This is a genomic window from Streptomyces sp. SID12501 (assembly GCF_010550245.1).
GTDB lineage: Bacteria > Actinomycetota > Actinomycetes > Streptomycetales > Streptomycetaceae > Streptomyces.
This window is the reverse complement of sequence record NZ_JAAGLU010000004.1, coordinates 317592-341302: the sequence shown is the minus strand read 5'-3', so window position 1 is coordinate 341302 and position 23711 is coordinate 317592. Positions and strand designations below refer to the sequence as shown.

Genomic DNA, 23711 nt, shown 5'->3' with positions numbered 1-23711 from the left:
CAGGCCCTGATCGCCCTCGCCCGCCGACGGGTGAACGTCCTCTGGGCAATGCTGCGTGACGGACAGTGCTACCACGGGTCACTTCCCGTCACGGCAGCAGCTTGACTTCAGCATTGGGATGTTCCTTCGTTCGAGCGTCGGTGAATCGTTTCAGTGTGAATGTGGTCAGACAGGTGGCGGGGAGCGGTGCGCCTCGCTGTCGGATCGGCCGGTATTCCGTCGCGGCCGTCCATCGGGCCCCGGGCGCGGTGTGCTGCGATGTGGCTGTCGGCTGGGCCTGTCGCGTCAGGCCTTTCGTGTAACGTGCCACAAAGGGAATGTCCCACAGATTGAAGCGAACCACCCGGAGCCGTCAAGCCATCTGCGAGTAACGTTCCGGAAACGCCGACGTGGGGCGGAGCGGCACGTGACAACGGAGGTGGGGACCCCCATGGGATCAACGGGCGGCGCGAAGAGAGCGACCATCGCCGACGTCGCGCGCAGCGCGGGCGTGTCGACCTCCGCCGTGTCGAAGGTGCTGACCAACGCCTACGGGGTGAGCCCCGCGATGCGTGAGCGGGTGCGGGCCGCGATGGCCGAGCTGGACTATCGCCCGCATGCCGCCGCCCGCGGTATGCGGGGTCGTACGTACACGATCGGCATTCTGCTCGCGAGCATCCGCAACGCCTTCTACGCCGACCTCCTGGAGGGGGTCGACGCGCTGCTGCGGGACAGCGAGTACGCGGTGTTCATCGGCTCCAGCGGCTCCGCCGAGATGGACGACCAGACGAAGCTTATCCACGCCATGGTGGACCGGCAGATGGACGGCCTGATCCTGATCGCCCCGGCTGTTCCCCGTGCGGAGGTGGTGCGCGTCGCCGCCGACGTGCCGACGGTGGTACTCGGCCACCACGACCCCTCACCGGCGTACGACTGCGTGGTCAACCAGGACGCGCTGGGCGTCGATCTCGTGGTGGACCACCTGGTCGGGCTGGGGCACCGGGACATCGCCCACCTGTCGCACCCGACGGTGCGCGGCACCCAGTGGCAGCAGCGGCCGGAACACCATGTCAGGGCCGCCTACGGCGAGGCGATGGCCCGGCATGGTCTGGCCGACCTGGCCCGGGTCGTGAACTCGGGGTACTCCGACGAGGGCGGCTACCGCGGCGCCATGGAACTGCTCACCTCCACGCGCCCGCCCACCGCGATCTTCGCCGGCGCCGACGTCGCCGCGACCGGCGTCTTCCGGGCCGCCGTCGAACTCGGCCTGCGTATCCCGGACGACCTCTCGCTCGCCGGATACAACAACACCTCCGTGGCCGCCCTCGCTCCGGTGAACCTGACCAGCGTGGACCAGGCGGGCGCCATGATGGGCGAGACGGCGGCCAGGCTCCTGCTGGAGCGGATCGAGAACCGGCGTGACCGCGCCGTCGTCATGGCCTCGACACCGCACCTCGTGGTGCGCGGCAGCACCGCGCCCGCGCGCCTCTGAGCAGAGCGAACGCACGGATATCTTTCCCGTTCCCTCTTGACGCCCCGTCCTCCTCGGCTCATGGTTGAGTCGTTTCAAACGTGGAACGTTCCACACTTGAGGGAGGGGACGGAAATGATCCTGGAGCATCCGGAGCCCAGCACCACCGTTGTAGCGATCCGCTTCGAACACCGGGACGATCCGTTCGGTGTGGGGACCTCCGCACCACGCCTCTCCTGGCAGGTGCGCACGGACGACCCCCGGTGGCGGCAGACGGCGTACGAGGTGGAGCTGGACGGCGTCACCGTCGTACGGATCGAGTCGGACGAGCAGATCCTGGTGCCCTGGCCCTTCGAGCCCCTGCCTTCCCGCACCCGGGCGACCGTCCGGATACGGGTGGCCTCCGGGGGAGCCCGGACCGAGTGGAGCGCGCCCGCCACCGTGGAGACGGGACTGCTGCGTGCGCACGACTGGAGCGCCCGGTTCATCACTCCCCGCGACCACGGCGCCCTGGACGCGCCCGCCCCCGAGCTTGTCCGGACGGTCGTCCTGCGCCCCGGAATGGTGAGCGCGCGGCTGTACGCCACCGCGCACGGCGTCTACACCGCCTCTCTCAACGGCAGCCGGATCGGCGACGAGGTCCTCGCCCCCGGCTGGACGAGCTACCGCCACCGGCTGCGCTACCAGACCCATGACGTCACCGCGCTGCTGGCGGAGGGCGAGAACACTCTCTCCGTCCTGCTCGGCAACGGCTGGTACCGGGGCCATCTCGGCTGGTGGGGCGCCCGCGCCCTGTACGGCGACCGGCTCGCCCTGCTCGCCCAGCTGGAAGTCCGGTACGCCGACGGTTCCGTGGAGACGTTCGGCACCGACGAGGAGTGGCGGGCCCGGGACACCGGAGTCGTCGCCGACGACCTCTACAAGGGACAGCGCACCGATCTGCGGGTCGCGCCCGCCGAAGCGACCGGCCCGGTGGAGGTGCTGCCCGACGAGGAAGCGGACCTGGCGCGACTCGTCGCTCCGGAGGGCCCGCCCGTACGGGTCACCGAGGTGCTGCCCGCGCTGAAGGTCTGGCAGTCGCCGTCCGGCCGTACGCTCGCCGACTTCGGGCAGAACGTCGTCGGCTGGGTCCGGCTGCGGGTGCGCGGTGCCACGGACGGCCGGGAGGTCACCGTCCGGCACGCCGAGATCCTGGAGGACGAGGAACTGTGCACCAGGCCCCTGCGCACGGCCGACGCCACCGACGCCTACCTCCTGGCGGAAGCCCAGGAGACCGTCCTCGAACCCTCGCTCACCTTCCACGGGTTCCGCTACGCCGAGATCAGCGGTGTGCCGGACCTGACGGCAGAGGACCTGCACGCCTTGGTCGTGGGGACCGACCTGCGCCGCACCGGCTGGTTCTCCTGTTCCGACCCGGATCTCGAACAGTTCCACGAGAACGTCGTCCGTGGCACACGCGGCAACTTCCTCGACGTACCGACCGACTGCCCGCAGCGCGACGAACGCCTCGGCTGGACCGGAGACACCCAGGTCTTCTCGCCCACCGCCGCCTTCCTCTTCGACTCCGCCGGTTTCCTCTCCTCCTGGCTCGCCGACCTCGCCGCCGACCAGCACGCCGACGGCGCGGTGCCCTGGGTGGTCCCCGACGTCCTGGACATCGAGACGCCGACCGCGGCGGCCTGGGGCGACGCCGCCGCCGTGGTGCCCTGGGTGTTGCACGAGCGGTACGGCGACCTCGACGTCCTGCGGCGGCAGTTGGCCAGTGCGCGCGCCTGGGTCGACAAGACGGCCTCGCTGACCACCGACGGCGTGTGGGCGGGCGGGTTCCAGTTCGGTGACTGGCTCGACCCGGCCGCACCGCCCGACGACCCGTTCGCCGCCCGTACGCCCGCGGACGTCGTCGCCACCGCGTGCCTGGTCCGCTGCGCGGACGTCGTCGCCCGTACCGCCGCGATACTGGGCCGTGCGGAGGAGGCGGGGGAGTACCGCGCGCTCGCCGCCCGGACGCGGGAGTCGTTCGCCCGCGCGTTCGTCACGCCGGCCGGCCGGATCGTGGGCGACTCACCGACCGCGTACGCCATGGCACTCCAGTGGGAGCTGCTGTCCCTTCCCGGGCAGCGCGAGACCGCCGGACGCAGGCTCGCCGACCTGGTCCGCACGAGCGGCTTCCGGATCGCCACCGGATTCGTCGGCACCCCGCTGATGACCGACGCCCTCACCTCCGTCGGCCGCTCCGACCTCGCCCACCGGCTGCTGCTGGAGAAGGGCTGCCCCTCCTGGCTGTACCCGGTGACGATGGGGGCCACCACCGTCTGGGAACGCTGGGACAGCATGCTGCCCGACGGCACCGTCAACCCCGGCCAGATGACGTCCTTCAACCACTACGCGCTCGGAGCGGTCGCCGACTGGATGCACCGTACGGTGGCGGGCCTCGCCCCAGCGGCCCCCGGCTACCGGGAGTTCACCGTACGTCCGCTGCCGGACCGGGCACTCACCCATGCCGCCGCCCGGCACATCACTCCGTACGGGGAGGCGTCGGTGAGCTGGCGGCGCGACAACGGGCGCTTCCATCTGGAGGTGACCGTCCCCGTGGGGACACGGGCCACCGTCCACCTGCCCGGCGAGGGCTGGCCGGTCCTGACCGCGACGCACGGCAGACACTTCTGGACGACCGAGGATCCCTGCCCGTCGGCCCCGACCGCGGTGGCGACCGTACGGGACCTGATGGACGACCCCGGTCTGTGGGAGCGCACGGTCGGTGTCCTGGTCCGGCACGGCCTCGGTACGGACCCCGCCCGGCTGGCCCGGCGACTGGAACCGTATCTGGACGTGCCGGCGCGTGAGTTGCCCACGCTGGCCAACAAGGTCCTCTTCGAGGACGTCGGCGCCGGAGCCGCCGCCGATCTGGAGGCGCTGCTGGGCGGCGTACAGGGCTGACCTCCGGGTGAGCCCCCTGCTCTGCCCGTACCGCTTCGAACCCGCACCCGCACTCGCCCCGCCCTCATGAAACGGACCCCCCCCGATGCGACAGATGACCCGCAGGTCTGTCCTCCGTACCGCCACAGCCGTGGCGCTCGCCCCCGTGCTGAGCTCCCTCGTGCTGCCCGCGCTCGCACCGACGGCAGCCGCCGCGGATCCCTGGACCGCCAAGTGGATCTGGGCGCCGTCCAGCACCACGAACCAATGGGTGGCCTTCCGCAGGTCGTTCACCTTGGCAGCCGTGCCGGGCAGCGCTGTGACGCGGATCGCCGCCGACTCCAAGTACTGGTTGTGGGTGAACGGGACCCTGGTGGTCTTCGAGGGCCAGCTCAAGCGCGGCCCCAACCGCACCGGCACCTATCACGACGTGCTCGACCTCGCCCCGTACCTGATCAGCGGCAGCAACACCGTCGCGCTCCTGGTGTGGCACTTCGGCAAGCAGGGGTTCTCGCACAACAGCAGCGGCAAGGGCGGGCTGCTGTTCCAGTCGGACGTCACGACCGGCTCGACGACCACCCGGATCGTCAGCGACACCGCCTGGAAGCACACCGTCCACGCCGGCTACTCGAACCAGACCGGCGGTACCCAGGCCAACTTCCGGCTGCCCGAGTCGAACATCTACTACGACGCCCGCAACGCCACCGCCATGGCGGGCTGGCAGTCGCCCGGCTTCGACGACAGCGGCTGGACGGCGCCCACCGACTTCGGCGCCGCCGGTGCCGCGCCCTGGAACGACCTCGTCGAGCGGCCCGTCCCGCTGTTCCGCTACTCCGGCCTCAAGTCCTACGCCAACGCCGCGTCGTTGCCGTCCACCGGACAGGGCAGCACCGCCATCTCCGCCACCCTGCCGTCCAACCTCCAGGTCACGCCGTATCTCAGGGTGGACGCCCCGGCCGGTGCGCTGATCGGCATCCAGACCGACCACTACGACGACGGCGCCAACCTGACGGGGATCGAACCCGGCACCGCCTACAACGTGCGCTCCACCTACGTCTGCACCGGCGGGGTGCAGGAGTTCGAGTCGCTGGCCTGGATGAGCGGCACCGCGGTGCGCTACACCGTCCCGGCCGGTGTCACCGTCCTGGAGCTGAAGTACCGCGAGTCCGGCTACGACACCGACTTCGCCGGTTCGTTCAGCAGCAGCGACGCCTTCTTCGACACCCTGTGGGGCAAGGCCGCCCGCACGATGTACGTCAACATGCGGGACAACTACATGGACTGCCCCACCCGGGAGCGCGCCCAGTGGTGGGGCGATGTGGTCAACCAGCTCAAGGAGGGCTTCTACACCTTCGACACCCGCTCGCACGCGCTCGGCGCGAAAGCCATCTCCCAGCTCGCGGCCTGGCAGAAGGACAGCGGCGCGCTCTACTCCCCGGTGCCGTCGACCATCTGGACGGCCGAACTGCCCGTCCAGATGCTCGCCTCGGTGTGGTCGTTCTGGACCTACTACCTCTACACCGGTGACGCCGTCGCGGTCACCGGGGCCTACCCGGCGGTGAAGAAGTACCTGAACCTGTGGGCCCTGGACAGCGACGGCCTGGTCAAGCACCGTGCCGGCGACTGGGACTGGGAGGACTGGGGCAGCAACATCGACGCCCGCGTCCTCGACAACTCCTGGTACTACCTGGCCCTGGACACCGCCGCCAAGCTCGCCGACCTCAGTGGCAACAGCGCCGACACGGCCGCCTGGAACGCCCAACGCGACAGCGTCAAAGCCAACTTCGACCGCGTGCTGTGGAACGCGTCGAGGAACGAGTACCGCTCACCCGGCTACAACGGCGACACGGACGACCGTGCCAACTCCCTCGCCGTGGTCGCGGGCCTGGCCCCCGCCTCCCGCCACCGGGGAATCGTCGAGGTGTTGCGAACCCACCTCAACGCCAGCCCGTACATGGAGTTCTACGTCCTGGAGGCGCTGTACCTGATGGGCGCGCCCGGCGTCGCCGAGGAGCGGATGCGCAACCGCTTCGCCGCCCAGGTCACCGACCCCGCCTCCTACACGCTGTGGGAGCTGTGGACCAAGGCCGAGGGCACCGACAACCATGCCTGGAACGGCGGCCCGTTGTACGCGCTGTCCGCCTACGCTGCCGGTGTACGTCCCACCCGGCCCGGCTGGACGACGTACGACGTCGTCCCGCAGACCGGCACCCTCACGAAGATCAACGCCGTGACGCCCACCGTCAAGGGCGGCATCCGCTTCGGCTTCACCCGCGAGGGCACCCAGGTGACGCTGAACCTCACCTCGCCGAACGGCACGACGGCCCGCGTCGGCGTGCCCACCTATGGCGGCTCCCAGCCCGTCATCAAGGCGGGTGGCACCACCGTGTTCACCGGCGGCTCCGCCACCGGCGGCGTCAACGGCCTCACTTACGCGGGCAAGGACTCCTCGTACGTCTACTTCACCCTCCAGCCGGGCACCTGGACGTTCACCGTCACCGGCTCCGGTCGCCTCGACAACCTCGCCCTGGGTAGGCCCGTCTCCAGTAACAACAGCCTGGAGAACGGCAGTTGGGGCAGGAACCGGCTCGCCGACGGCAAGCTCACCAGCGTGACCGGTGCCAGGGGCTACACCAGCAACGAGTTCACCTCCGCCGACGTCGGCGTGAACCCCGTGTGGGTGGAGATCGACCTCGGGGCCGACACCGACATCGACGCCGTCCGCCTCTTCCCCCGCACCGACACCCCCGCCGTCGGCGGCGGTACGGCGGGCTTCCCGGTGGACTTCACTCTCCAGACCCGCGCGGACGGCGCCGGCACCTACACGACCGTCCGTGCCGTCACCGCCGAGCCCAACCCCAACGGACTTGTGCAGACCTACGGTTTCAGGACCACCAACGCCCGCCATGTGCGTCTGCAGGCCACCAGGCTCGGCACCCCTGCCGCGGACGAGACCTCCAAGTACAGGTTGCAGCTGGCCGAACTCACCGTCCCCACTGCGGCGACCTCGGTGACCGGCAACTGCACGCTGGAGAACGGCGACTGGGGCAAGACCCGGGTGCTCGACGGCACCACGGTCGGTGTCGCCGGTGCCAAGGGGTTCACCAGCATCGACTTCTCCTCCGCCGACGTCAGTGACACACCCGTCTGGATCGAGGTCGATCTGGGTGCCGACCGGGCTATCGGCTCCGTCACCCTCCACCCCCGTACCGACACAGGAGCGGTCGGCGGCGGTACGGCGGGCTTCCCCGTCGACTTCACTCTGCGAACCCGGGCGGAGGGCGCCACGTCCTACACCACCGTCCGCACGGTTACCGGCCAGGCCAACCCCAACGGCACCGCGCAGACCTACGCCCTCACCGCTGTCACCGGCCGCTATGTGCGCCTGCAGGCCACCAGGTTGGGCGCACCGGCCTCCGACGAGAGCACGCTTCGCCGCCTCCAGTTGGCGGAGATCGGCATCAAGTAGGAGAGGGAGGAGACGGCAGGCGTATCGCCTGGACAACGGGGCCGGTTGTTGTCCAGGCGGCACGGTGGGTTACGTCAGCCCAGACGCGGGTCGACATGGAACTTCGGCCCGGGACCCGCGCCCGCCGGGCGATCACCCGCGAGGACGGCTCCGACCTGGTCCAGGCTCACCGTCGCGGCGACCAGCGGCCGCGGATCCACCGAACCCTCGGCGTACGCCCGGATGGTGGCGTCGAGGCCGGGGGAGGCGGACAGGACTCCGACCGCGGTGACGTCCTTGAGGACGAGGGTGCGGGTGTCGACGCGGCTCGGTACGCCGGCCAGGCCGATGTAGACGACATGGCCCGCAGGTTCGACCAGGTCCAGTGCCAGATCAGGGAGATGGGCGGCATTGGAGGCGTCGACGACAGCGTCGTACGGCAGATCCGGGACGGAGTCCTCCCGCCAGGCGTGCTCGAAGCCCAGCTCGCGGGCGAAGGCGAGCGAACCGTCGGTCGCTCCCATCAGGTGGACCTCCGCACCGGCGGCACGCGCGAACATCGCGACCAGGAGACCGATCGTTCCTGGACCCAGGACCAACACCCGGTCCCCAGGCCGTAGTTGGGCCGCCCGGGCGGCGCGCAGGGCATTGCCCCCGGGCTCGACGAGCGCGCCCAGCACCGCGTCGACGGAGTCGGGCAGGACGTGCAACGACGAGACCGGCACCGCGAGTTGCTCGGCGAGGGCGCCGGCCCGCGCCCCGCGGATACCGACCTCCTGACGAATCTCGCACACGTGCTGATGGCCTCGTCGGCAACGGCGGCAGGAGCCGCAGCCGAGCATGGTGTCGCCCATCACCCGGCGGCCGATCCACCCGGGGGCGACACCGTCACCGACCGCCGCCACACGACCCGACCACTCGTGGCCCAGACGCATCGGGTAGGAGGAGTGGCCCTGGTGGAGGTAGGCCATCGCGCCGGTGTGGAACTCCATGTCGGTGCCGCACACGCCGACCCGCTCGACGTCGACGACGACCTCGCCGGGGGCGGCCACCGGGGCGGGGACCTCCTGGACCTCGTACTTCCCGGGAGCCGTCAGGACGAACGCGCGCATGGGGCGGCGGGCGGTCACCGTGGGCCGAGCACGTGCTGGCGCTGGCTGCCGAGGCGGGTGATGCCCAGCTCCATCACGTCACCGGGGCGGAGCCACACCGGCGGGGTGAGGCCCATGCCGACGCCGGGCGGGGTACCGGTGTTGATCAGGTCGCCGGGTTCCAGGACGAGGAACTGGCTCAGGTAGTGCACGATGAAGTACGGGTCGAAGACCATGGTCCTGGTGTTGCCGGTCTGACGGCGGACACCGTTGACGTCGAGCCACATGTCGAGCGCGAGGACGTCGTCGATCTCGTCGGTGGTGGCCAGCCAGGGGCCCGCCGGGTTGAAGGTCTCGGCGGACTTGCCCTTCGACCACTGCCCGCCACGCTCCAGCTGGAAGCCGCGCTCGCTCACGTCGTTGACGACCACGTATCCGGCGATGGCGTCGCGTGCCTCCTCGACCGAGTCGAGGTAGCTGGTGCGGCGGCCGATCACGATGCCGAGCTCCACCTCCCAGTCGGGCTTGGTGGACCCACGCGGGATGCGTACGTCGTCGTCCGGGCCGACGAGGGTGTTGGGCGACTTGGTGAACAGGATCGGTTCGTCCGGCACGGCCATCCCGCTCTCGGCCGCGTGGTCACGGTAGTTGAGCCCGATGCACAGGATCTGGTGCGGGCGGGCGATCGGCGCGCCGATCCGCTCCCCGGCGAAGCGGGACACCTGGCCGGCGGCCGTCCGCCCGGCCACGACAGGGCGGACGCGGTCGAGGCCGCCCGACCCGAAGAACGCCTCGTCGAAGTCCGTGACGGTGTCGGAGAGGTCGACGTACGTCTCGTCGTCGACACGGGCGACAGGCTTTTCGGCGCCTGCGGCACCGATGCGCATGAGGAACACGGGTCAGTCTCCAGTTCGAACGGCGTGGTGGCGGGGCGGTGGGGGAGCGGAGGAGTCGGGGAGCGGGCCGAGGTTCTGCCGACGGTTCATCGGCGGGTCATTGACGGGTCCGGCCCAAAGGGCCGAGCAACTCCCGGATCTCGCCGACCGCGTCCACCAGGATGTGCAGTGGAGTGCGGTAGGTGAGCGCGCTGATGCTCACGGCGCCGGAGGGAGTCGTCGGCGAGGTCGCGTACACGGGCAGGGAGAGGCAGTTGACGCCGGACTCGTTCTCCTGGTCGTCCACGGCGTACCCCCGGTCGAGGGTGGCCCGCAGGTCGAGGTACAGGTCGTCGGCCGTGCACAGGGTCCTGGGCGTGCGACGTTCCAGGGGCGCGTCGCCGATCCAGGCCTCGACCGCCGCCACGGTGTCCAACCGGTGCGCGAGCAGCGTCTTTCCGACGCCGGTGGCGTGGGCCGGGTTCCGGCCGCCCACCGTCGAGGTCAGCCGCACGGCGCCGGTGGGCGGGTCGACCTTGGCCCGGTAGACGACCTCACGGCCGTCGAGGACCGCGTAGTGCGCCGTCTCGCCGAACCGGTGGGCCAGCGCGTCGAGTACGGGACGTACCCGGACGTGCTCGGGGCGGTCCTCGTGGTGGGCGAAGGCCATCCGCAGGAACTCGTCGCCGAGAACGTAGCGACCGCGTTCGCCCTGGTCGGCCAGCCCGGCCCGGCGCAGGGCCCCCAGGGCCCGGTGCACGGTCGGCTTGGGGCTGCCCATCACCCGGGTCAGTTCCTCCAGGCCCACGCCGTCGGGATACCGGGCGAGCTCCTTGAGGACGGCGAGCACCCGGTCGGATCCCACGAGACGCGCGGCGTCACCGTCGCCTCCGGCGACTTCCTCGCTCACAGGGGCTGACGTGCCCTCGTACATCTGTCTATGCTCCATGGAGTTCCGAAGGGTAGACCACTGTACCGATTATTGGAAAGGGTCGACGGTGAAGCTTCGAAGTGCACAGTGGTACGAGGGGCAGGGGCGCAACGCCTACATCCACCGGGCCTGGATGCGCCGGGGCGCACCGGACGACGCCTTCACCGGCCGGCCGCAGATCGCCATCGCCAACACCGCCTCGGACCTGACCCCCTGCAACGCCCATCTGAACGAGGTGGCGGCTTCGGTCCGCAACGGGGTGTACGAGGCCGGGGGCATCCCCCTGGACCTGCCGGTGGTGTCGCTGGGCGAGACGCAGGTGCGGCCCACCGCCATGCTGTGGCGGAACATGGCGGCGATGGCCACGGAGGAGATGCTGCGGGCCAACCCGATCGACGGTGTCGTGCTGCTGGGCGGCTGCGACAAGACGATCCCCTCGCTGCTCATGGCCGCCGCCTCGGTGGACCTGCCCGCGGTCGTCGTGCCCGGTGGGCCGATGCTGACGGGGACCTTCCGGGGTACGCCGCTGGGCTGCGGCACGGACGTGTGGCGGCTGTCGGAGGAGGTGCGGGCAGGCACGCTCTCCCAGGAGCAGTTCACCCGCTCCGAGTCGTCGATGATCCGCAGCCGCGGGCACTGCAACACCATGGGCACCGCCTCGACGATGGCCCTGGTGGCCGAAGCCCTGGGCACGATCGTGCCGGGGATGGCCGGTATCCCGGCGCCCGACAGCCGCCTGCTGGAAGCCGCCCACGGCACCGGCAGGCTGGCGGTGGAGATGGTCGCCGCCGACCGCCGGCCGGGCACCTTCCTGACCAAGGCGTCCTTCCACAACGCGATCGTCGCCCTGGCCGCCATCGGTGGGTCGACCAACGCCGTCGTGCACCTGCTGGCGATCGCCGGACGCCTGGACATCCCCCTGACGCTCGACGACTTCGACCGGATCGGCTCCCGGGTCCCGGTCCTGGTGGACCTACAGCCGGCCGGCCGCTTCCTCATGGAGGACTTCCACCGCGCCGGAGGCCTGTCCGCCGTACTGCGCGAGGTACGCGACCTGCTCGATCCCGACGCGCTCACGGTCACCGGAGAGCCGCTGGTGGCTCACATCGACGACGCGCCGATCTGGGACCCGGAGGTCATCCGCACTCGCGAGAAACCGCTGGTCGCCGAGGGCGGGATCGCCGTACTGCGCGGCAACCTCGCCCCCGACGGAGCCCTCGTCAAGCCGGCGGCGGCCTCCCCGCACCTGCTGCGCCACCGGGGCCGGGCGGTCGTCTTCGACTCGATCGAGGACTTCCACGCCCGTATCGACGACCCGGACCTCGACGTGGACGCCGACTCCGTGCTCGTCCTGCGTGGCTGCGGGCCCAAGGGCTACCCGGGCATGCCCGAGGTGTCCAACATGCCGCTGCCGAAGAAGCTGCTGGAACAGGGCGTCCGGGACATGGTCCGGGTCTGCGACGGCCGGATGAGCGGCACCGCCTACGGCACCGTCGTCCTGCACGTGGCCCCGGAGGCGGCGGCCGGCGGCCCCCTCGCCCTCGTCCGCACGGGCGACATCATCGACCTGGACGTGGCGGCCCGGCGCCTCGACGTCGACGTACCCGCCGAGGAACTCGCCCGCAGGACCCCGAACGAGGCCACCGTCAACGGCTTCGCGAACCCACGACGCGGCTGGGAACGCCTGTACGTCGACCACGTCCTGCAGGCCGACACGGGCGCCGACCTGGACTTCCTCATCGGCTCCAGCGGCTCCGAGGTGAGCCGTGAGTCGCACTGACGCGAACTCCGGGAGGGACGGTACGACCGTCAGGTCGGCCCTGGTCACCGGGGGCGCGCGTGGACTCGGCGCGGCCACGGCCGAACGGCTCCGGGCCGACGGCGTGCGGGTGACGACGCTCGACCTCGCCCCCGGCGGCGCCGACATCCGCGCGGACGTCACGGACGAGGAGGCGCAGCGCCGGGTCGCCGCCGAGATCGAACAAGCCCCTCACCGAGACGACCTCGGAGGAGTGGCGTCACGTCCGTCTTCGACGTCAACGTCCTGGGCGCCGTGAACAGCATGCGGACGTTCGTCCCTGGCATGCGGGAGCGAGGCTGGGGCGGGTCTGTCCAGAGCCGAAGACCGTACAGACCCCCAGCCGTCTGCCGTCATCAGCGCTGCCGGAATCCAGTACGACTGCGTTGCCGCCGGCGGTGCCTGTCGGACGACAGCGGGCCATCGGACTGCTGCTCGCAGTTCGATGGCCCGCCCCCCCGTTCACCTGTGCACGTGGCTGGGACAGCCTCGAAGTCGCGCCAGCGCCCCTCCGACGGAGGGACCCCGGAAGCGAGCTCGGTCAGGTGAGCCAGCTGTTCGCGGCACACCCGGAGCTTTGCACCCACCGGTGGGAGGAGATGTAGCTGGCCACACTGCCGCTGGTGTGGCTGTTGTCGGTCACGTCGTCCGCATACAGCTCGTACGGTGAGAGGCAGACGTACCCGTGCTCGTAGGCGTAGTTGAGCGCCAGGTAGAAGGCGACGACGTCGTTGCCCCCGATCGTGCCGTTGTTCGCGACGGACTTCGCCGCATTCCAGTCGCCGCTCTGAAACGGCCCTGAGCTGTCGCTCCAGTCGGGGTCGTTGCCGGGGGTAACTCCGAGGAGCGTGCCCGTGCAGTCGTACCCGGACCAGGCGCGGACGTTGCCGTCGCGGCCGTGGCTGCTCCACTCCGCATCGCAGTAGAAGCCCTGTGCCGCTGCATCGGCGGACGTTGGGACGGCGAGACCGAGGGCCATCAGGCCCGCGGCCGCGACCGCCGTGGTCAACTTGCGCATGTGTACTCCTATTGTCTGCCTCGTCGGAGACGTGCTGATCCACGGTGGTGACCATGGACGTGGTGTCGCGACCGTGCGCCATCATCACGGGAGATCCTGAACGGAGGTCTCACGTGCGCGGTTCGACGACCTCCGCGGCGCGGGCGAACGCCTGGAGCTGGAGGCGCGCGTAGGTGTCGAGGTCGCTGCCGTAGCGGCCGCGAAGCATGTTGACGTAATGGGTCTCGCGCTCGTTTCCGATGGACCGGAGCGAGGTGTTCTTCGCACACGTCGCATCAGCGACGGCGAGCTTCCGCTCCGCCTCGAATCCCTTGCCGGGGCCCGCCTTCAGGCCCTGTTCGACGGCTGCCTGACGGGCCTCTTGCGGATTGCGGTACGTGTGGCCGGAACGTGCCATGCACCGGGACCAGGAAGCCAGCGCCGAAGCGAATCGTTTGTCGGCCATCATCTGGGGGACGTAAAGGGGTTGCAGACCCATCACCGTCTTCTCCGCACGGAACCAGGCCACCCGGTCTCCGTACAGCTGCTTCTCTGCCTCTGCCACGCAGCCGCCCACCCGCTTGCGGACTGTCCCGCCGGTGGGCACCTCGGCCGTGATCACGGGGGCGTCGCTGCCTTCGTCCAAGGCCTTGTCGTACGCCGCACGTCGCTCATCGGAGAGGCCTTCGCGGTAGGCGAGGTTCCTGTTGGTCAGCCGGGCGCGATCGTGCTTGGCCTCAATGCGGCTGCCGTAGCCGTGCTTGTTCGCCCAGGCAACAGCGTCGGTGACCCAGCCGAGCGTGCGGCTCTCCTCGAGGCTCAGCCGCTCCGCCTCCCAGAAGTCGAAGCCCTTGCGCGTCATACAGCTTTTGATCAACCGCTGTTGGGCATCCGCGATACGGAGCTGCTCGGCGTCGGTCAGCTCTCGCAGTTGCTTGCTGCCGACCGAGGTTCCCCCATCCGTCCCGGGCTGCTTCGCATCCTGCTCCTGCGGGCCACATCCCGTCGTGGCAAGGCCCAAAGCCGCCGTCACGACGAGTGCAGCAGCGCACATGCGCTTCATGAACAACCACTTCCCCCGATGCGGTGCGTAGTCCCTGGCCGCGGTTGGCCTGCGGACCGAGAGCAACGTACGCGCCGACGCGCCACCTGCCGTCCTGACATCTGTCAGGACCACCGAACGCCCGGTGTCTCTATTCTCTTGCGGCTCACTGAGCGGGGCGAATCGCGCACAACGGGGAGTCCAACCGCGAACGGCCGGCACGTCAGTGAGCACCTGTGGACCGCGGCGCCTCCTTCTGTCCTTCCTGCACCGCTGACGCCGAAGCCTGGGTCGCCGGCCACCTGATTGGCGACCGTCTCGACATCACCGGCGCCCGCTGGGGCCTGGCCGGCGGTCGTGCCCCGCCTCGTGGTGTAAGTGACCTTGCTCAACTTGTTCCGGTAAGCCGTGCGTCGGGCATCCCATGGGGGTACGGCTCCCGTGCCGTCTGCGGCTGACCTGCCGTCAGCTTGACTGGTGGTCCCGAACCGCGTCGATGCGGCGATGACCTGCGCAGAAGGACGGCAATCCCCAGCTGTCGGTCTACTCGGCGTCCAAGGCCGCGGTGCTCGCCCTCACCAAGTCGGCCGGCAGGGAGCTGGCCACCAGCGGCGTCCTGGTCAACGTCGCCGCACCCGCGGTCATCGCCACGCCCATGAACGAGAACACGGCCCCCGAGGTTCTGGAGCGCCTCACCGGGCTCATCCCGATGCGCCGGACCGGCCGCCCGGAGGAGGTGGCCGAACCGGTCGCCTTCCTGGCCTCCGACCGGGTCAGCTTCTCGACCGGCGCGGTGTACGACATCAGCGGTGGACGCGCCACCTGCTGACGGTCCCGGCAACGGCTTGTGCGGGCGCGGAAAAGTCGTCACACTGGTACCGAACGAATGGTCGGTTGGGGAGCGGGTATCGATGACGACGACACACTCCGCCGCCTCGGGCACGGGCGGCACCGGGCAGGCTGCCGAGGGGCTGCTTGAGCACTTCGAGGCGACGATCGCGCGCGACCGGCGGATCGAGCCGCGCGACTGGATGCCCGAGGGCTACCGGAAGACGCTGATCCGGCAGATCGCCCAGCACGCGCACTCGGAGATCATCGGCATGCAGCCGGAGGGCGAGTGGATCACGCGCGCGCCCTCACTGCGCCGCAAGGCCATCCTCTTCGCGAAGGTCCAGGACGAGGCCGGGCACGGGCTGTACCTGTACTCGGCCGCCGAGACGCTGGGCGCCGACCGCGCGGACCTCACCGAGCGGCTCATCGACGGCCGCCAGAAGTACTCGTCGATCTTCAACTACCCGACGCCGAGCTTCGCCGACGTCGGCGTGATCGGCTGGTTCGTGGACGGTGCCGCGATCTGCAACCAGGTGCCCCTGTGCCGGAGTTCGTACGGCCCGTACGCGCGCGCGATGGTCCGTGTCTGCAAGGAGGAGTCCTTCCACCAGCGGCAGGGTTACGAGCTGCTGATGACCATGATGCGAGGTACAGAGGAACAGCGCGCCATGGTCCAGGACGCCGTCGACCGCTGGTGGTGGCCCTCCCTGATGATGTTCGGCCCGCCCGACGACGCCTCGCCCAACTCCGCGCAGTCCATGGCCTGGAAGATCAAGCGGCACACCAACGACGAACTGCGCCAGCGCTTCGTCGACATGACCGTCCCGCAGGCCGACAAGCTCGGCGTGACCCTTCCCGACCCGGAGCTGCGCTGGAACGAGGAGCGCGGCCACCACGACTTCGGCACCCCGGACTGGGACGAGCTGATGCGCGTCATCAAGGGCGGCGGGCCCTGCAACGCCGAACGGGTCGCACGGCGGCGGACAGCACACGAGGACGGCGCCTGGGTGCGCGAGGCAGCCATGGCGCACGCCGCCAAGCAGCGCGCGCGGGCCGCGAAGGAGGCAGTGGCATGAGCAACGACCTGTCCAACGAGTGGCCGCTGTACGAGGTGTTCGTGCGCGGCAAGCGCGGGCTGAACCACGTCCACGTGGGCTCGCTGCACGCGGCCGACGACCGGATGGCGCTCACCCACGCGCGCGACCTGTACACGCGGCGCAACGAGGGCGTGAGCATCTGGGTGGTGCGCTCCGAACACATCGCCGCCTCCTCGCGCGACGAGAAGGACCCCTTCTTCGCCCCCAGCGCCGACAAGGTCTACCGGCACCCGACCTTCTACGACATCCCCGACGATGTCCCCCACATCTAGCGCATCCACCCCTGGGAGAGGAGCAGCGGACATGAGCGACAGTGACAGTCACAGCGACCACGACGACGAACACGTCTATCTCTCCCTCGCCGAGGGGCACGACGACGGCAGTGACGCCCGTTGGGCCTTCGGCACCGGGTTCGAGGACCCGCTGTACGGCGTCGACACCACCGTGCCCGAGGGTGTGGACTCCGGCGAGCTGGCCGCGACCTGCGTCGAACTCGCCGACGACGCACTGGTGTCGGCCCAGCGGCTGGCCCAGTGGTGCACCCGCGCCCCCGAGCTGGAGGAGGAGGTCGCGCTCGCCAACATCGGCCTCGACCTGCTCGGCCAGGCCCGCCTGCTGTACGCGCGTGCCGGCCAGGTCGACGGCACCGGGCGCGACGAGGACGCTTACGCCTACTTCCGGGACGCCGCCGACTTCCGCAACGTACGCCTGGCCGAACTGCCCATCGGGGACTTCGCGTTCTCGATCGTCCGGCTGCTGGTGCTGTCCAGCTGGCGGCTCGCGCACTTCGGGCGGCTCGCCGGCCACCGCGATCCGGTGCTCGCCGCGATCGCCGCGAAGGGTGTCAAAGAGCTGACGTACCACCGGCAGTACGCGGCCGAATGGGCTGTCCGGCTCGGCGACGGCACCGACGAGTCGCACCGACGGATGCGCATGGCCCTGGACCAAGTCGCCCCGTATATAGGTGAGTTGTTCGTGGTGTACGACGTCGAGGGTGAAGTCGTCGATGTGTTGAGGCAGGTCACCGAAGCCGCCGGGCTGGCCATGCCGCAGGTTCCGGCGGCGCACGGCGCCGGGCGCGGCGGGCAGCACACCGAACATCTCGCCCCGCTCCTCGCCGAGTTGCAGGGCGTGGCCCGCGCCCACCCGGAGGCGACATGGTGACCGGGACCGCGATCGGGGCCGAGGACGTCCGGCGAGCCCGGAGCATCGCCGAGCGCGTGCCGGACCCCGAGCTGCCCATGCTGACCCTGGCCGACCTCGGCGTCCTGCGCGGCGTGGAGGTGACCGGGGACGGGACGGTGGTGGCGAGCCTGACCCCGACCTACTCGGGCTGCCCGGCGATGGCCGAGATGCGCGCGGGCGTCGCCGCCCGGCTGCGGGCGGCGGGGTACGTGCGCGTGGAGATCCGTACGGTCCTCGATCCGCCCTGGACCAGCGACTGGATCACTCCGGCGGGCCGCCGCAAGCTCACCGAGCACGGCATCGCCCCGCCCGGTGCCGCACCGCGCGGCCCGGTCGCCCTCTCTCTGCTGCCCGTCCGGCGCACGGTGCCCTGCCCCCGCTGCGGTTCGGCGGACACGGAGGAGACCTCGCGCTTCGCCGCCACGTCATGCAAGGCCCTGTGGCGCTGCCGTGCCTGCCGCGAGCCGTTCGAGTACGTCAAGGAGATCTGATGGCCGCGCCCACCGCCCTGCCCACGGCCCCCGTACGCCGCCGCCCGGTCTTCCACGCACTGAAGGTCGCCGATGTACGACGACTGTGCGCGGACGCCGTCGCCGTCGGCTTCGAGGTGCCGGCGGACCTGGCCGCCGAGTACGCGTTCACGCCGGGGCAGTCGCTCACCCTGCGCCGGGAGTTCGAGGGGCGCGAGGAGCGGCGGTCGTACTCGATCTGCGCCCCGGCGGGCGAACAGCCCCGCATCGGTGTACGGGTGGTGCCCGGCGGCCTGTTCTCGTCCTGGCTGGTCGACGAGGTGCGCCCGGGCGACGAGCTCGACGTGATGACCCCGACCGGCGCCTTCACCCCCGACCTGACCGCGTCCGGCCACCACGTCCTGATCGCCGCGGGCTCCGGCATCACCCCGATGATGTCGATCGCCGAGTCGGTCCTGGCCGCCGACGACCTCTCACAGGTCACCCTCCTGTACGGCAACCGGCGTACGGACACCGTGATGTTCGCCGACGAGCTGGCGGACCTGAAGGACCTGTACCGTACGCGCTTCCAGCTGGGGCACGTACTGTCGCGTGAGCCGCGCGAGGCCGAGCTGCTGTCGGGGCGACTGGACGCCGAACGGCTCGCCGCACTGCTCGCGGGCCTCGTCGACGTGCCGGGCACCGACCACTGGTGGCTGTGCGGACCGCACGGCATGGTCCGCGACGCCCAGAAGTTGCTGGCGGAGCTGGGCGTGCCCGCGGACCGGGTCCACCAGGAACTCTTCTACGCCGACGACCAGCCGGTCCGCCAGGTCCAGCACACGGACGTGGTGGCCGAGGGCCCGGTGAGCCGGGTCACCATCACCCTCGACGGCCGCTCCACCACCACCTCGCTGTCCCGGGAGGCGACCGTCCTGGACGGGGCCGCGCGGACCCGACCGGACCTGCCGTTCGCCTGCAAGGGCGGCGTCTGCGGCACCTGCCGGGCGCTGGTCACCTCGGGAGAGGTGGACATGCGCCGCAACTACGCCCTCGAACCCGCGGAGGTCACCGCGGGCTACGTCCTGACCTGCCAGTCGTTCCCGGTCTCGGAGACACTGACGGTCGACTACGACAGCTGAATCAAAGGGTTTGGCGGGCCGAGCTTCGGCAACTCGATCGGCGTGACCCCTACAACTACGCAACAGGAACTCTTCCGGTTCTTGGAGGACCGTTTCGTCTGTGCCCAGGCGTGCACGGAGTGCGCGCGGGCGTGCGCACTGCGCGCGAGTCTCGCGGACCCGGACGGACCCGCCACCGAAGCCCTCGCACGCCGCAAGGGCATCCTGTGCGCGGAGGTGTGCGACGCGACGTGCCGCCTCCTCTCCGAACAGGTGGACCTTGACGAGGCCGCTCTCCGCGTCCAACTGGAGTGGTGCAGCACGGTCTGTCTGGAAACCGCCCAGGTCTTCGACGACCACTCCGGTGGTGAGGACGCGGCGAAGGCATGCCGGGAGTGCGCACAGGCGTGCACGGACTTCGCATGGACGCTTCAGACGCCGGACTCCGGGCGCGTCGGCGGGTGAGACACGGCGTTCCGTAATCCGGCGGGTCCACGCCCGCTCCGCTCCCTAGCCGTTGTGCGGCGCCCCGGCCGACGCCTCGTGCGGCGCCCCGAGCTGCCCGCCCACCCGCACGTTCCAGCGTCCCGCCCGGCCGCTCAACTCCGTTGCCGTCAAGGGCGGAACGTCGATCCGCCAGAACGCCGACCCGGGCGCCCCCAGCGCCCGTACCGTCGCCGCGCGTACGATCTCCGGCTCGACGACCGCGACCGACCGGCCCGTGACCTGCGCCGCCGTCTCGTCGAGCCAACGGGCGACCCGGTCGCAGAGCGCGCGGACCGACTCACCTCCGTGCGGGGCGGATTGAGGGTCCGTCAGCCACCGGGCCAGCGACTCCGGTTCCTTCTCCGTCACCTCGGTCAGGGTCGCGCCGCGCCAGCGGCCCACGTCCAGGCCGGCCGGGCCCGGTGCCGAACCGGCGTCGAGACCCAGCGCCCGAGCCGTCTCATGGCAGCGTGCGGTGGGGGAGACCCAGACCCGGGAGACCGGCGGGAGCGCCCCCGCCGCCGCCCGGGCGAGCCGCAGCCCCGACGCGTCCAGGGGACAGTCGTCGTCGAAACGGGCCTCCCGCAGGGCCGCGCTGATCGCCGGTGAGATCAACATCACTCGGCTCGTCATCCGGTCGCTCCCGCGCTCATTCCGCCCCAATGTCGTTGTCATGTACGGCACTTGAGGCAGCGTACGGCGCACCGGCGCGCCGTACGCCGTCACATGCGCCCTTGGCCGCACCCCCGCTTCGCGGTACCTTCTCGTCGATATTGACGACGGTTCGACGGAAGCCGGTGGGAATCCGGCACGGTCGCGCCACTGTAAGCCCCGTACCAACCCGCCTGGTGCGGTCCGGGGTCAAGTCAGACCCGTGACTGTCGTCCTCTGCACCACCGATACGGGACGCGAGTTCCCCCAGGAGGTCCTGTCATGGCCCAGTCCGCAGTCCAGCCGACCGCCGTTCCCACCGCCGTACCCGAGAAGCTGCCGATCGGCGCGATCGCCCCCTGGGCGGTCTTCTTCGGCGTGCTGATGCTGGTGCTGCTCTACTTCGTCGGCGCCGAACAGGGCGCCACCTCCGTGGTCTCCGGCGAGGGCGTGCACGAATGGGTGCACGACGCCCGTCACCTGCTCGGCTTCCCCTGCCACTGACGACGACAGGGAAACGTACGAGCTCATGAACTCCACCACTGTCCGAAACCTCCTGGTCCGCGGCATGCTCGCGGGCCTCGCCGCGGGTGTGCTCGTCTGGGTCGTCGCGTACTTCTTCGCCGAGCCGCTCGTCGACGACGCGATCGCGTTCGAGGAGATGCACGAGGCCCACGGGCATGCCGCCGAACAGGCTCTCGTCTCCCGCGCGTTGCAGTCCACCGTGGGTCTGGGGACCGGTGTCCTCGTGTACGGCGTCGCGTTCGGCGGTATCGCGGCCCTCGCGTACTGCTTCGCGCTCGGCCGGATCGGCCGCTTCGGGCCGCGCGCGACCGCGCTGCTCCTCGCGGGGGCCGGGCTGCTCGCCGTGTACGTCGTGCCGTTCCTCAAGTACCCGGCCAACCCGCCCGCCGTCGGGGACCCCGACACCCTCAACCAGCGCACGGCACTGTTCTTCCTGATGGTCGCGCTGAGCGTGCTGCTGTCCGTCGCTGCGGTGATCCTTGGCAAGCGACTGGCCCCGCGCCTGGGCAACTGGAACGCGACCCTCGCCGCGGTCGCCTCCTTCGTCCTGGTCGTCGGACTCGCGTACGCGTTCCTGCCCTCGTTCACCAACGAGGTCCCGCAGGGCTTCTCCGCGAGCCTGCTGTGGAAGTACCGGGTGGCCACGCTCGCCATCCAGGCGACCATGTGGACCGCGTTCGGCCTGATCTTCGGACTGCTGGCGGAACGGCTGCTGGTCCCGAGGGCGGCGGCGCCCGTCGGGGCGAGCGGTGCCGAGCCGCAGGCGACTCCTGTGGCGCACTGAGCGGTTCGCCGTACTGCCCCGAGGGGGTTCCGGACATCCGGGACCCCCTCAGGCATGTGCGCACCGGTACACGCACCGCCATTCCCAATTTCTGGAACACGTTCTACCGTGTGCGCCGACAGGTCCGGCCTTGGGGAGCCAGCAGGAGGCGCCGTGCATCTCGAATACACGCCCGAGCAGCAGCAGCTGCGCACCGAACTGCGCGCCTACTTCGCCGAGTTGGTGCCGGAGCGGGCCTACTCGCGCTTCAGCGACCATGTCGCCCAGAAGCGCTTCTACCGTGAGACCATCCGCCGCCTCGGCGCCGACCGCTGGCTCGGCGTCGGCTGGCCGCAGGAGTACGGGGGGCGCGGACTGTCCCCGATGGAACAGTTCATCTTCTTCGACGAGGCCGCCCAGGCGGGCGTACCGCTGCCGCTGATGGCGCTCAACACCGTCGGCCCGACGATCATGCGGTACGGCAGCGAGGAGCAGAAGGCGTACTTCCTGCCGAAGATCCTCGCCGGCGAGATCGACTTCGCGATCGGCTACAGCGAGCCGGACGCGGGCACCGACCTTGCCGCCCTGAAGACGCGGGCGGTACGGGACGGCGACGAGTATGTCGTCAACGGTCAGAAGATCTGGACGACGAACGGTGACACGGCGGACTGGGTGTGGCTGGCCGTGCGCACGGACCCGGACGCCCCGCCGCACAAGGGCATCACCATGCTCCTCATGCCGACCACCGACCCCGGTTACTCCTGCACCCTCATCCGCACCCTCGCCTCGCACGACACCACCGCCAGCTACTACGAGAACGTCCGCGTCCCCGTCGCCCACCGGGTCGGCGAGGAGAACCAGGGCTGGCGGCTGATCACCAACCAGCTCAACCACGAGCGTGTCACCCTCGCCGCCCACGGCACGATGGCCATCCGCTCCCTCCATGACGTCCAGCGCTGGGCGATGGAGACCAAGCTCGCCGACGGCCGCCGCGTCGTCGACCTGCCGTGGGTGCGTCGTCGCCTGGCCCAGATCCACACCAAGCTCGACGCGATGAAACTCCTCAACTGGCAGATGGTGAACGCCGTCCAGGAAGGCACCCTCACCCCCCAGGACGCCTCCGCGGTAAAGGTCTACGGCTCCGAGGCCCGCCGCGAGGCCTACGCCTGGCTCCTGGAGATCGTCGCCGCCCCCGGCGCGCTGAAGGAGGGTTCGGCCGGCGAGATACTCCACGGCGAACTGGAACGTGGCTACCGCTCAGCGGTGATCTTCACCTTCGGCGGCGGCAACAACGAGATCCAGCGGGAGATCATCTCGTGGATCGGGCTGGGGATGCCGAGGGTGCGACGTTAGGGCCGTGTGACGAGGATTTTTAGTTGGTACAAGAGAGAGATAGTTGGCACTGATGATGGCGGCTCGGTCCGATCGGCGCCGAGTCTCTCCGTGCACTCCTGGTGACTCTGACCTGCTGCTTTCGGTGGACTGGTTACCGTGCTGAAGCGGTTTTCACACGTCCCCTCGGCGACGTTGTAGGCCGCAGACGCGCCGAGCGGCAGGTTTTGGTCACCAACCTGCCGAGTTGAGTCCGCCGGCACGCACCCTTCGTACCCAGGGTGGCGATGTGGGCAACGGAGGCGGCGCTCAGGGACTTCCCGTCCGGCCGTCTCCGGCATACCGCTCCGCTGAGGGCGTTCATATCGATCGGGCGGTTGGCCTTTGCCCGGGGATCGGGTGCGGGGGCCTGGTGGAGTTCGGTGATCTGCACCAGGTCGCGGGGCCTGAGGCGTCCGTCGTGGAGGGAGTTGAGGGCGCCGATCTTCGCGAGGCATTCGGTGGCCGGTCTGCTGGGATGTAGTGGGTCGATTCCCGGGTTGGTTGCCTCAGCTCTCGGGAATCTCGAGAGCTTCAGGTCGGCTGGCTGCCCGCTGATTCTGATTGCCCGTCGGTGGTAGCTCCCAGTGCGGGTCTGTCCAGCCAACGGCCGCCTGGACAGACCCTGGACCCCCCAATGTCACCGGCACGCCCACTCACACTCGCCCCAATCAGACAAAATGA

Annotated in this window: 20 protein-coding genes, 1 pseudogene and 1 riboswitch; of the genes and pseudogenes, 15 read left to right on the top strand and 6 right to left on the bottom strand. The window is 70.3% G+C overall.

Annotated features, from left to right (window positions below):
• Positions 1-430: 430 nt before the first annotated feature.
• The 3 genes from G3I71_RS06695 (at position 431) to G3I71_RS06685 (ending at position 7835) form a co-directional block, all read left to right on the top strand.
• A complete protein-coding gene (locus G3I71_RS06695) occupies positions 431-1471 on the top strand; it encodes a LacI family DNA-binding transcriptional regulator (protein WP_164312974.1) in 1041 nt (346 codons plus the stop codon).
• Between the two features lie 114 nt (positions 1472-1585).
• The gene (locus G3I71_RS06690) at positions 1586-4387 is read left to right on the top strand and encodes a family 78 glycoside hydrolase catalytic domain (protein WP_164312973.1); all 2802 of its coding nucleotides are present in this window, start codon (positions 1586-1588) and stop codon (positions 4385-4387) included.
• A gap of 94 nt (positions 4388-4481) precedes the next feature.
• Positions 4482-7835 (top strand): discoidin domain-containing protein, encoded by a 3354-nt coding sequence (locus tag G3I71_RS06685; RefSeq protein WP_239148956.1) that lies wholly within the window; start codon positions 4482-4484, stop codon positions 7833-7835.
• Between the two features lie 74 nt (positions 7836-7909).
• On the opposite strand, the gene G3I71_RS06680 is transcribed toward G3I71_RS06685, so the two are convergent.
• The 3 genes from G3I71_RS06680 to G3I71_RS06670 all read right to left on the bottom strand — a co-directional run bounded on the left by G3I71_RS06680 (position 7910) and on the right by G3I71_RS06670 (position 10729).
• A complete protein-coding gene (locus G3I71_RS06680) occupies positions 7910-8926 on the bottom strand; it encodes a zinc-binding dehydrogenase (RefSeq protein ID WP_164312971.1) in 1017 nt (338 codons plus the stop codon).
• Between the two features lie 14 nt (positions 8927-8940).
• Positions 8941-9801: a fumarylacetoacetate hydrolase family protein gene (locus G3I71_RS06675; protein ID WP_164312970.1), complete on the bottom strand. Its 861-nt coding sequence runs from the start codon at positions 9799-9801 to the stop codon at positions 8941-8943.
• Positions 9802-9898: 97 nt separating this feature from the next.
• Positions 9899-10729 carry an IclR family transcriptional regulator gene (locus tag G3I71_RS06670; protein ID WP_164312969.1) on the bottom strand — a complete coding sequence of 277 codons (831 nt, stop codon included), beginning with the start codon at positions 10727-10729 and terminating at the stop codon, positions 9899-9901.
• A 49-nt stretch (positions 10730-10778) separates the two neighbouring features.
• Here G3I71_RS06670 and G3I71_RS06665 point away from each other — a divergent pair, with 49 nt between their 5' ends.
• Entirely contained in the window at positions 10779-12491 is a 1713-nt protein-coding gene (locus tag G3I71_RS06665) for an IlvD/Edd family dehydratase (RefSeq protein WP_164312968.1), read from the top strand.
• Positions 12478-12768 carry a hypothetical protein gene (locus G3I71_RS06660; RefSeq protein WP_164312726.1) on the top strand — a complete coding sequence of 97 codons (291 nt, stop codon included), beginning with the start codon at positions 12478-12480 and terminating at the stop codon, positions 12766-12768. Before G3I71_RS06665 ends, G3I71_RS06660 begins: the two co-directional genes overlap by 14 nt.
• A 282-nt stretch (positions 12769-13050) precedes the next feature.
• Here the strand turns inward: G3I71_RS06660 and G3I71_RS06655 are convergent, their stop codons facing one another.
• Complete coding sequence (locus G3I71_RS06655; RefSeq protein ID WP_164312967.1) at positions 13051-13527, bottom strand: hypothetical protein; 477 nt, start codon at positions 13525-13527, stop codon at positions 13051-13053.
• 109 nt (positions 13528-13636) lie between these two features.
• Positions 13637-14569 carry a hypothetical protein gene (locus tag G3I71_RS06650; RefSeq protein ID WP_239148954.1) on the bottom strand — a complete coding sequence of 311 codons (933 nt, stop codon included), beginning with the start codon at positions 14567-14569 and terminating at the stop codon, positions 13637-13639.
• A 508-nt stretch (positions 14570-15077) separates the two neighbouring features.
• Between G3I71_RS06650 and G3I71_RS06645 the strand changes: the two are divergent.
• From G3I71_RS06645 to G3I71_RS06615, 7 genes and pseudogenes are all read left to right on the top strand, one after another.
• Positions 15078-15377: pseudogene (locus G3I71_RS06645) on the top strand (SDR family oxidoreductase); the annotation flags it as partial.
• Positions 15378-15459: 82 nt separating this feature from the next.
• Positions 15460-16455 carry a 1,2-phenylacetyl-CoA epoxidase subunit PaaA gene (paaA, locus tag G3I71_RS06640; RefSeq protein ID WP_164312966.1) on the top strand — a complete coding sequence of 332 codons (996 nt, stop codon included), beginning with the start codon at positions 15460-15462 and terminating at the stop codon, positions 16453-16455.
• Positions 16452-16748: a 1,2-phenylacetyl-CoA epoxidase subunit PaaB gene (gene paaB, locus G3I71_RS06635; protein WP_164312965.1), complete on the top strand. Its 297-nt coding sequence runs from the start codon at positions 16452-16454 to the stop codon at positions 16746-16748. The genes paaA and paaB overlap by 4 nt, the downstream gene beginning before the upstream one ends.
• Positions 16749-16779: 31 nt before the next feature.
• Positions 16780-17640 carry a 1,2-phenylacetyl-CoA epoxidase subunit PaaC gene (paaC, locus tag G3I71_RS06630; protein WP_164312964.1) on the top strand — a complete coding sequence of 287 codons (861 nt, stop codon included), beginning with the start codon at positions 16780-16782 and terminating at the stop codon, positions 17638-17640.
• Positions 17634-18152: a 1,2-phenylacetyl-CoA epoxidase subunit PaaD gene (gene paaD / locus G3I71_RS06625; protein WP_164312963.1), complete on the top strand. Its 519-nt coding sequence runs from the start codon at positions 17634-17636 to the stop codon at positions 18150-18152. Before paaC ends, paaD begins: the two co-directional genes overlap by 7 nt.
• Positions 18152-19252, top strand: a complete 1101-nt coding sequence (paaE, locus tag G3I71_RS06620; protein ID WP_164312962.1) for a 1,2-phenylacetyl-CoA epoxidase subunit PaaE — start codon at positions 18152-18154, stop codon at positions 19250-19252. Before paaD ends, paaE begins: the two co-directional genes overlap by 1 nt.
• 42 nt (positions 19253-19294) lie before the next feature.
• Positions 19295-19696 carry a ferredoxin gene (locus tag G3I71_RS06615; protein ID WP_164312961.1) on the top strand — a complete coding sequence of 134 codons (402 nt, stop codon included), beginning with the start codon at positions 19295-19297 and terminating at the stop codon, positions 19694-19696.
• Positions 19697-19741: 45 nt separating this feature from the next.
• On the opposite strand, the gene G3I71_RS06610 is transcribed toward G3I71_RS06615, so the two are convergent.
• Positions 19742-20350 carry a histidine phosphatase family protein gene (locus G3I71_RS06610; protein ID WP_164312960.1) on the bottom strand — a complete coding sequence of 203 codons (609 nt, stop codon included), beginning with the start codon at positions 20348-20350 and terminating at the stop codon, positions 19742-19744.
• A gap of 103 nt (positions 20351-20453) precedes the next feature.
• Positions 20454-20610: riboswitch (cobalamin riboswitch) on the top strand.
• A gap of 40 nt (positions 20611-20650) precedes the next feature.
• Here G3I71_RS06610 and G3I71_RS06605 point away from each other — a divergent pair.
• From G3I71_RS06605 to G3I71_RS06595, 3 genes are all read left to right on the top strand, one after another.
• On the top strand, positions 20651-20872 hold the full coding sequence (locus G3I71_RS06605) for a CbtB-domain containing protein (protein ID WP_164312959.1): 222 nt from the start codon (positions 20651-20653) through the stop codon (positions 20870-20872).
• A 25-nt stretch (positions 20873-20897) separates the two neighbouring features.
• Positions 20898-21677, top strand: a complete 780-nt coding sequence (locus tag G3I71_RS06600) for a CbtA family protein (RefSeq protein ID WP_164312958.1) — start codon at positions 20898-20900, stop codon at positions 21675-21677.
• A gap of 153 nt (positions 21678-21830) precedes the next feature.
• Positions 21831-23009, top strand: a complete 1179-nt coding sequence (locus G3I71_RS06595) for an acyl-CoA dehydrogenase family protein (protein ID WP_164312957.1) — start codon at positions 21831-21833, stop codon at positions 23007-23009.
• The last annotated feature ends 702 nt before the right edge of the window (positions 23010-23711 follow it).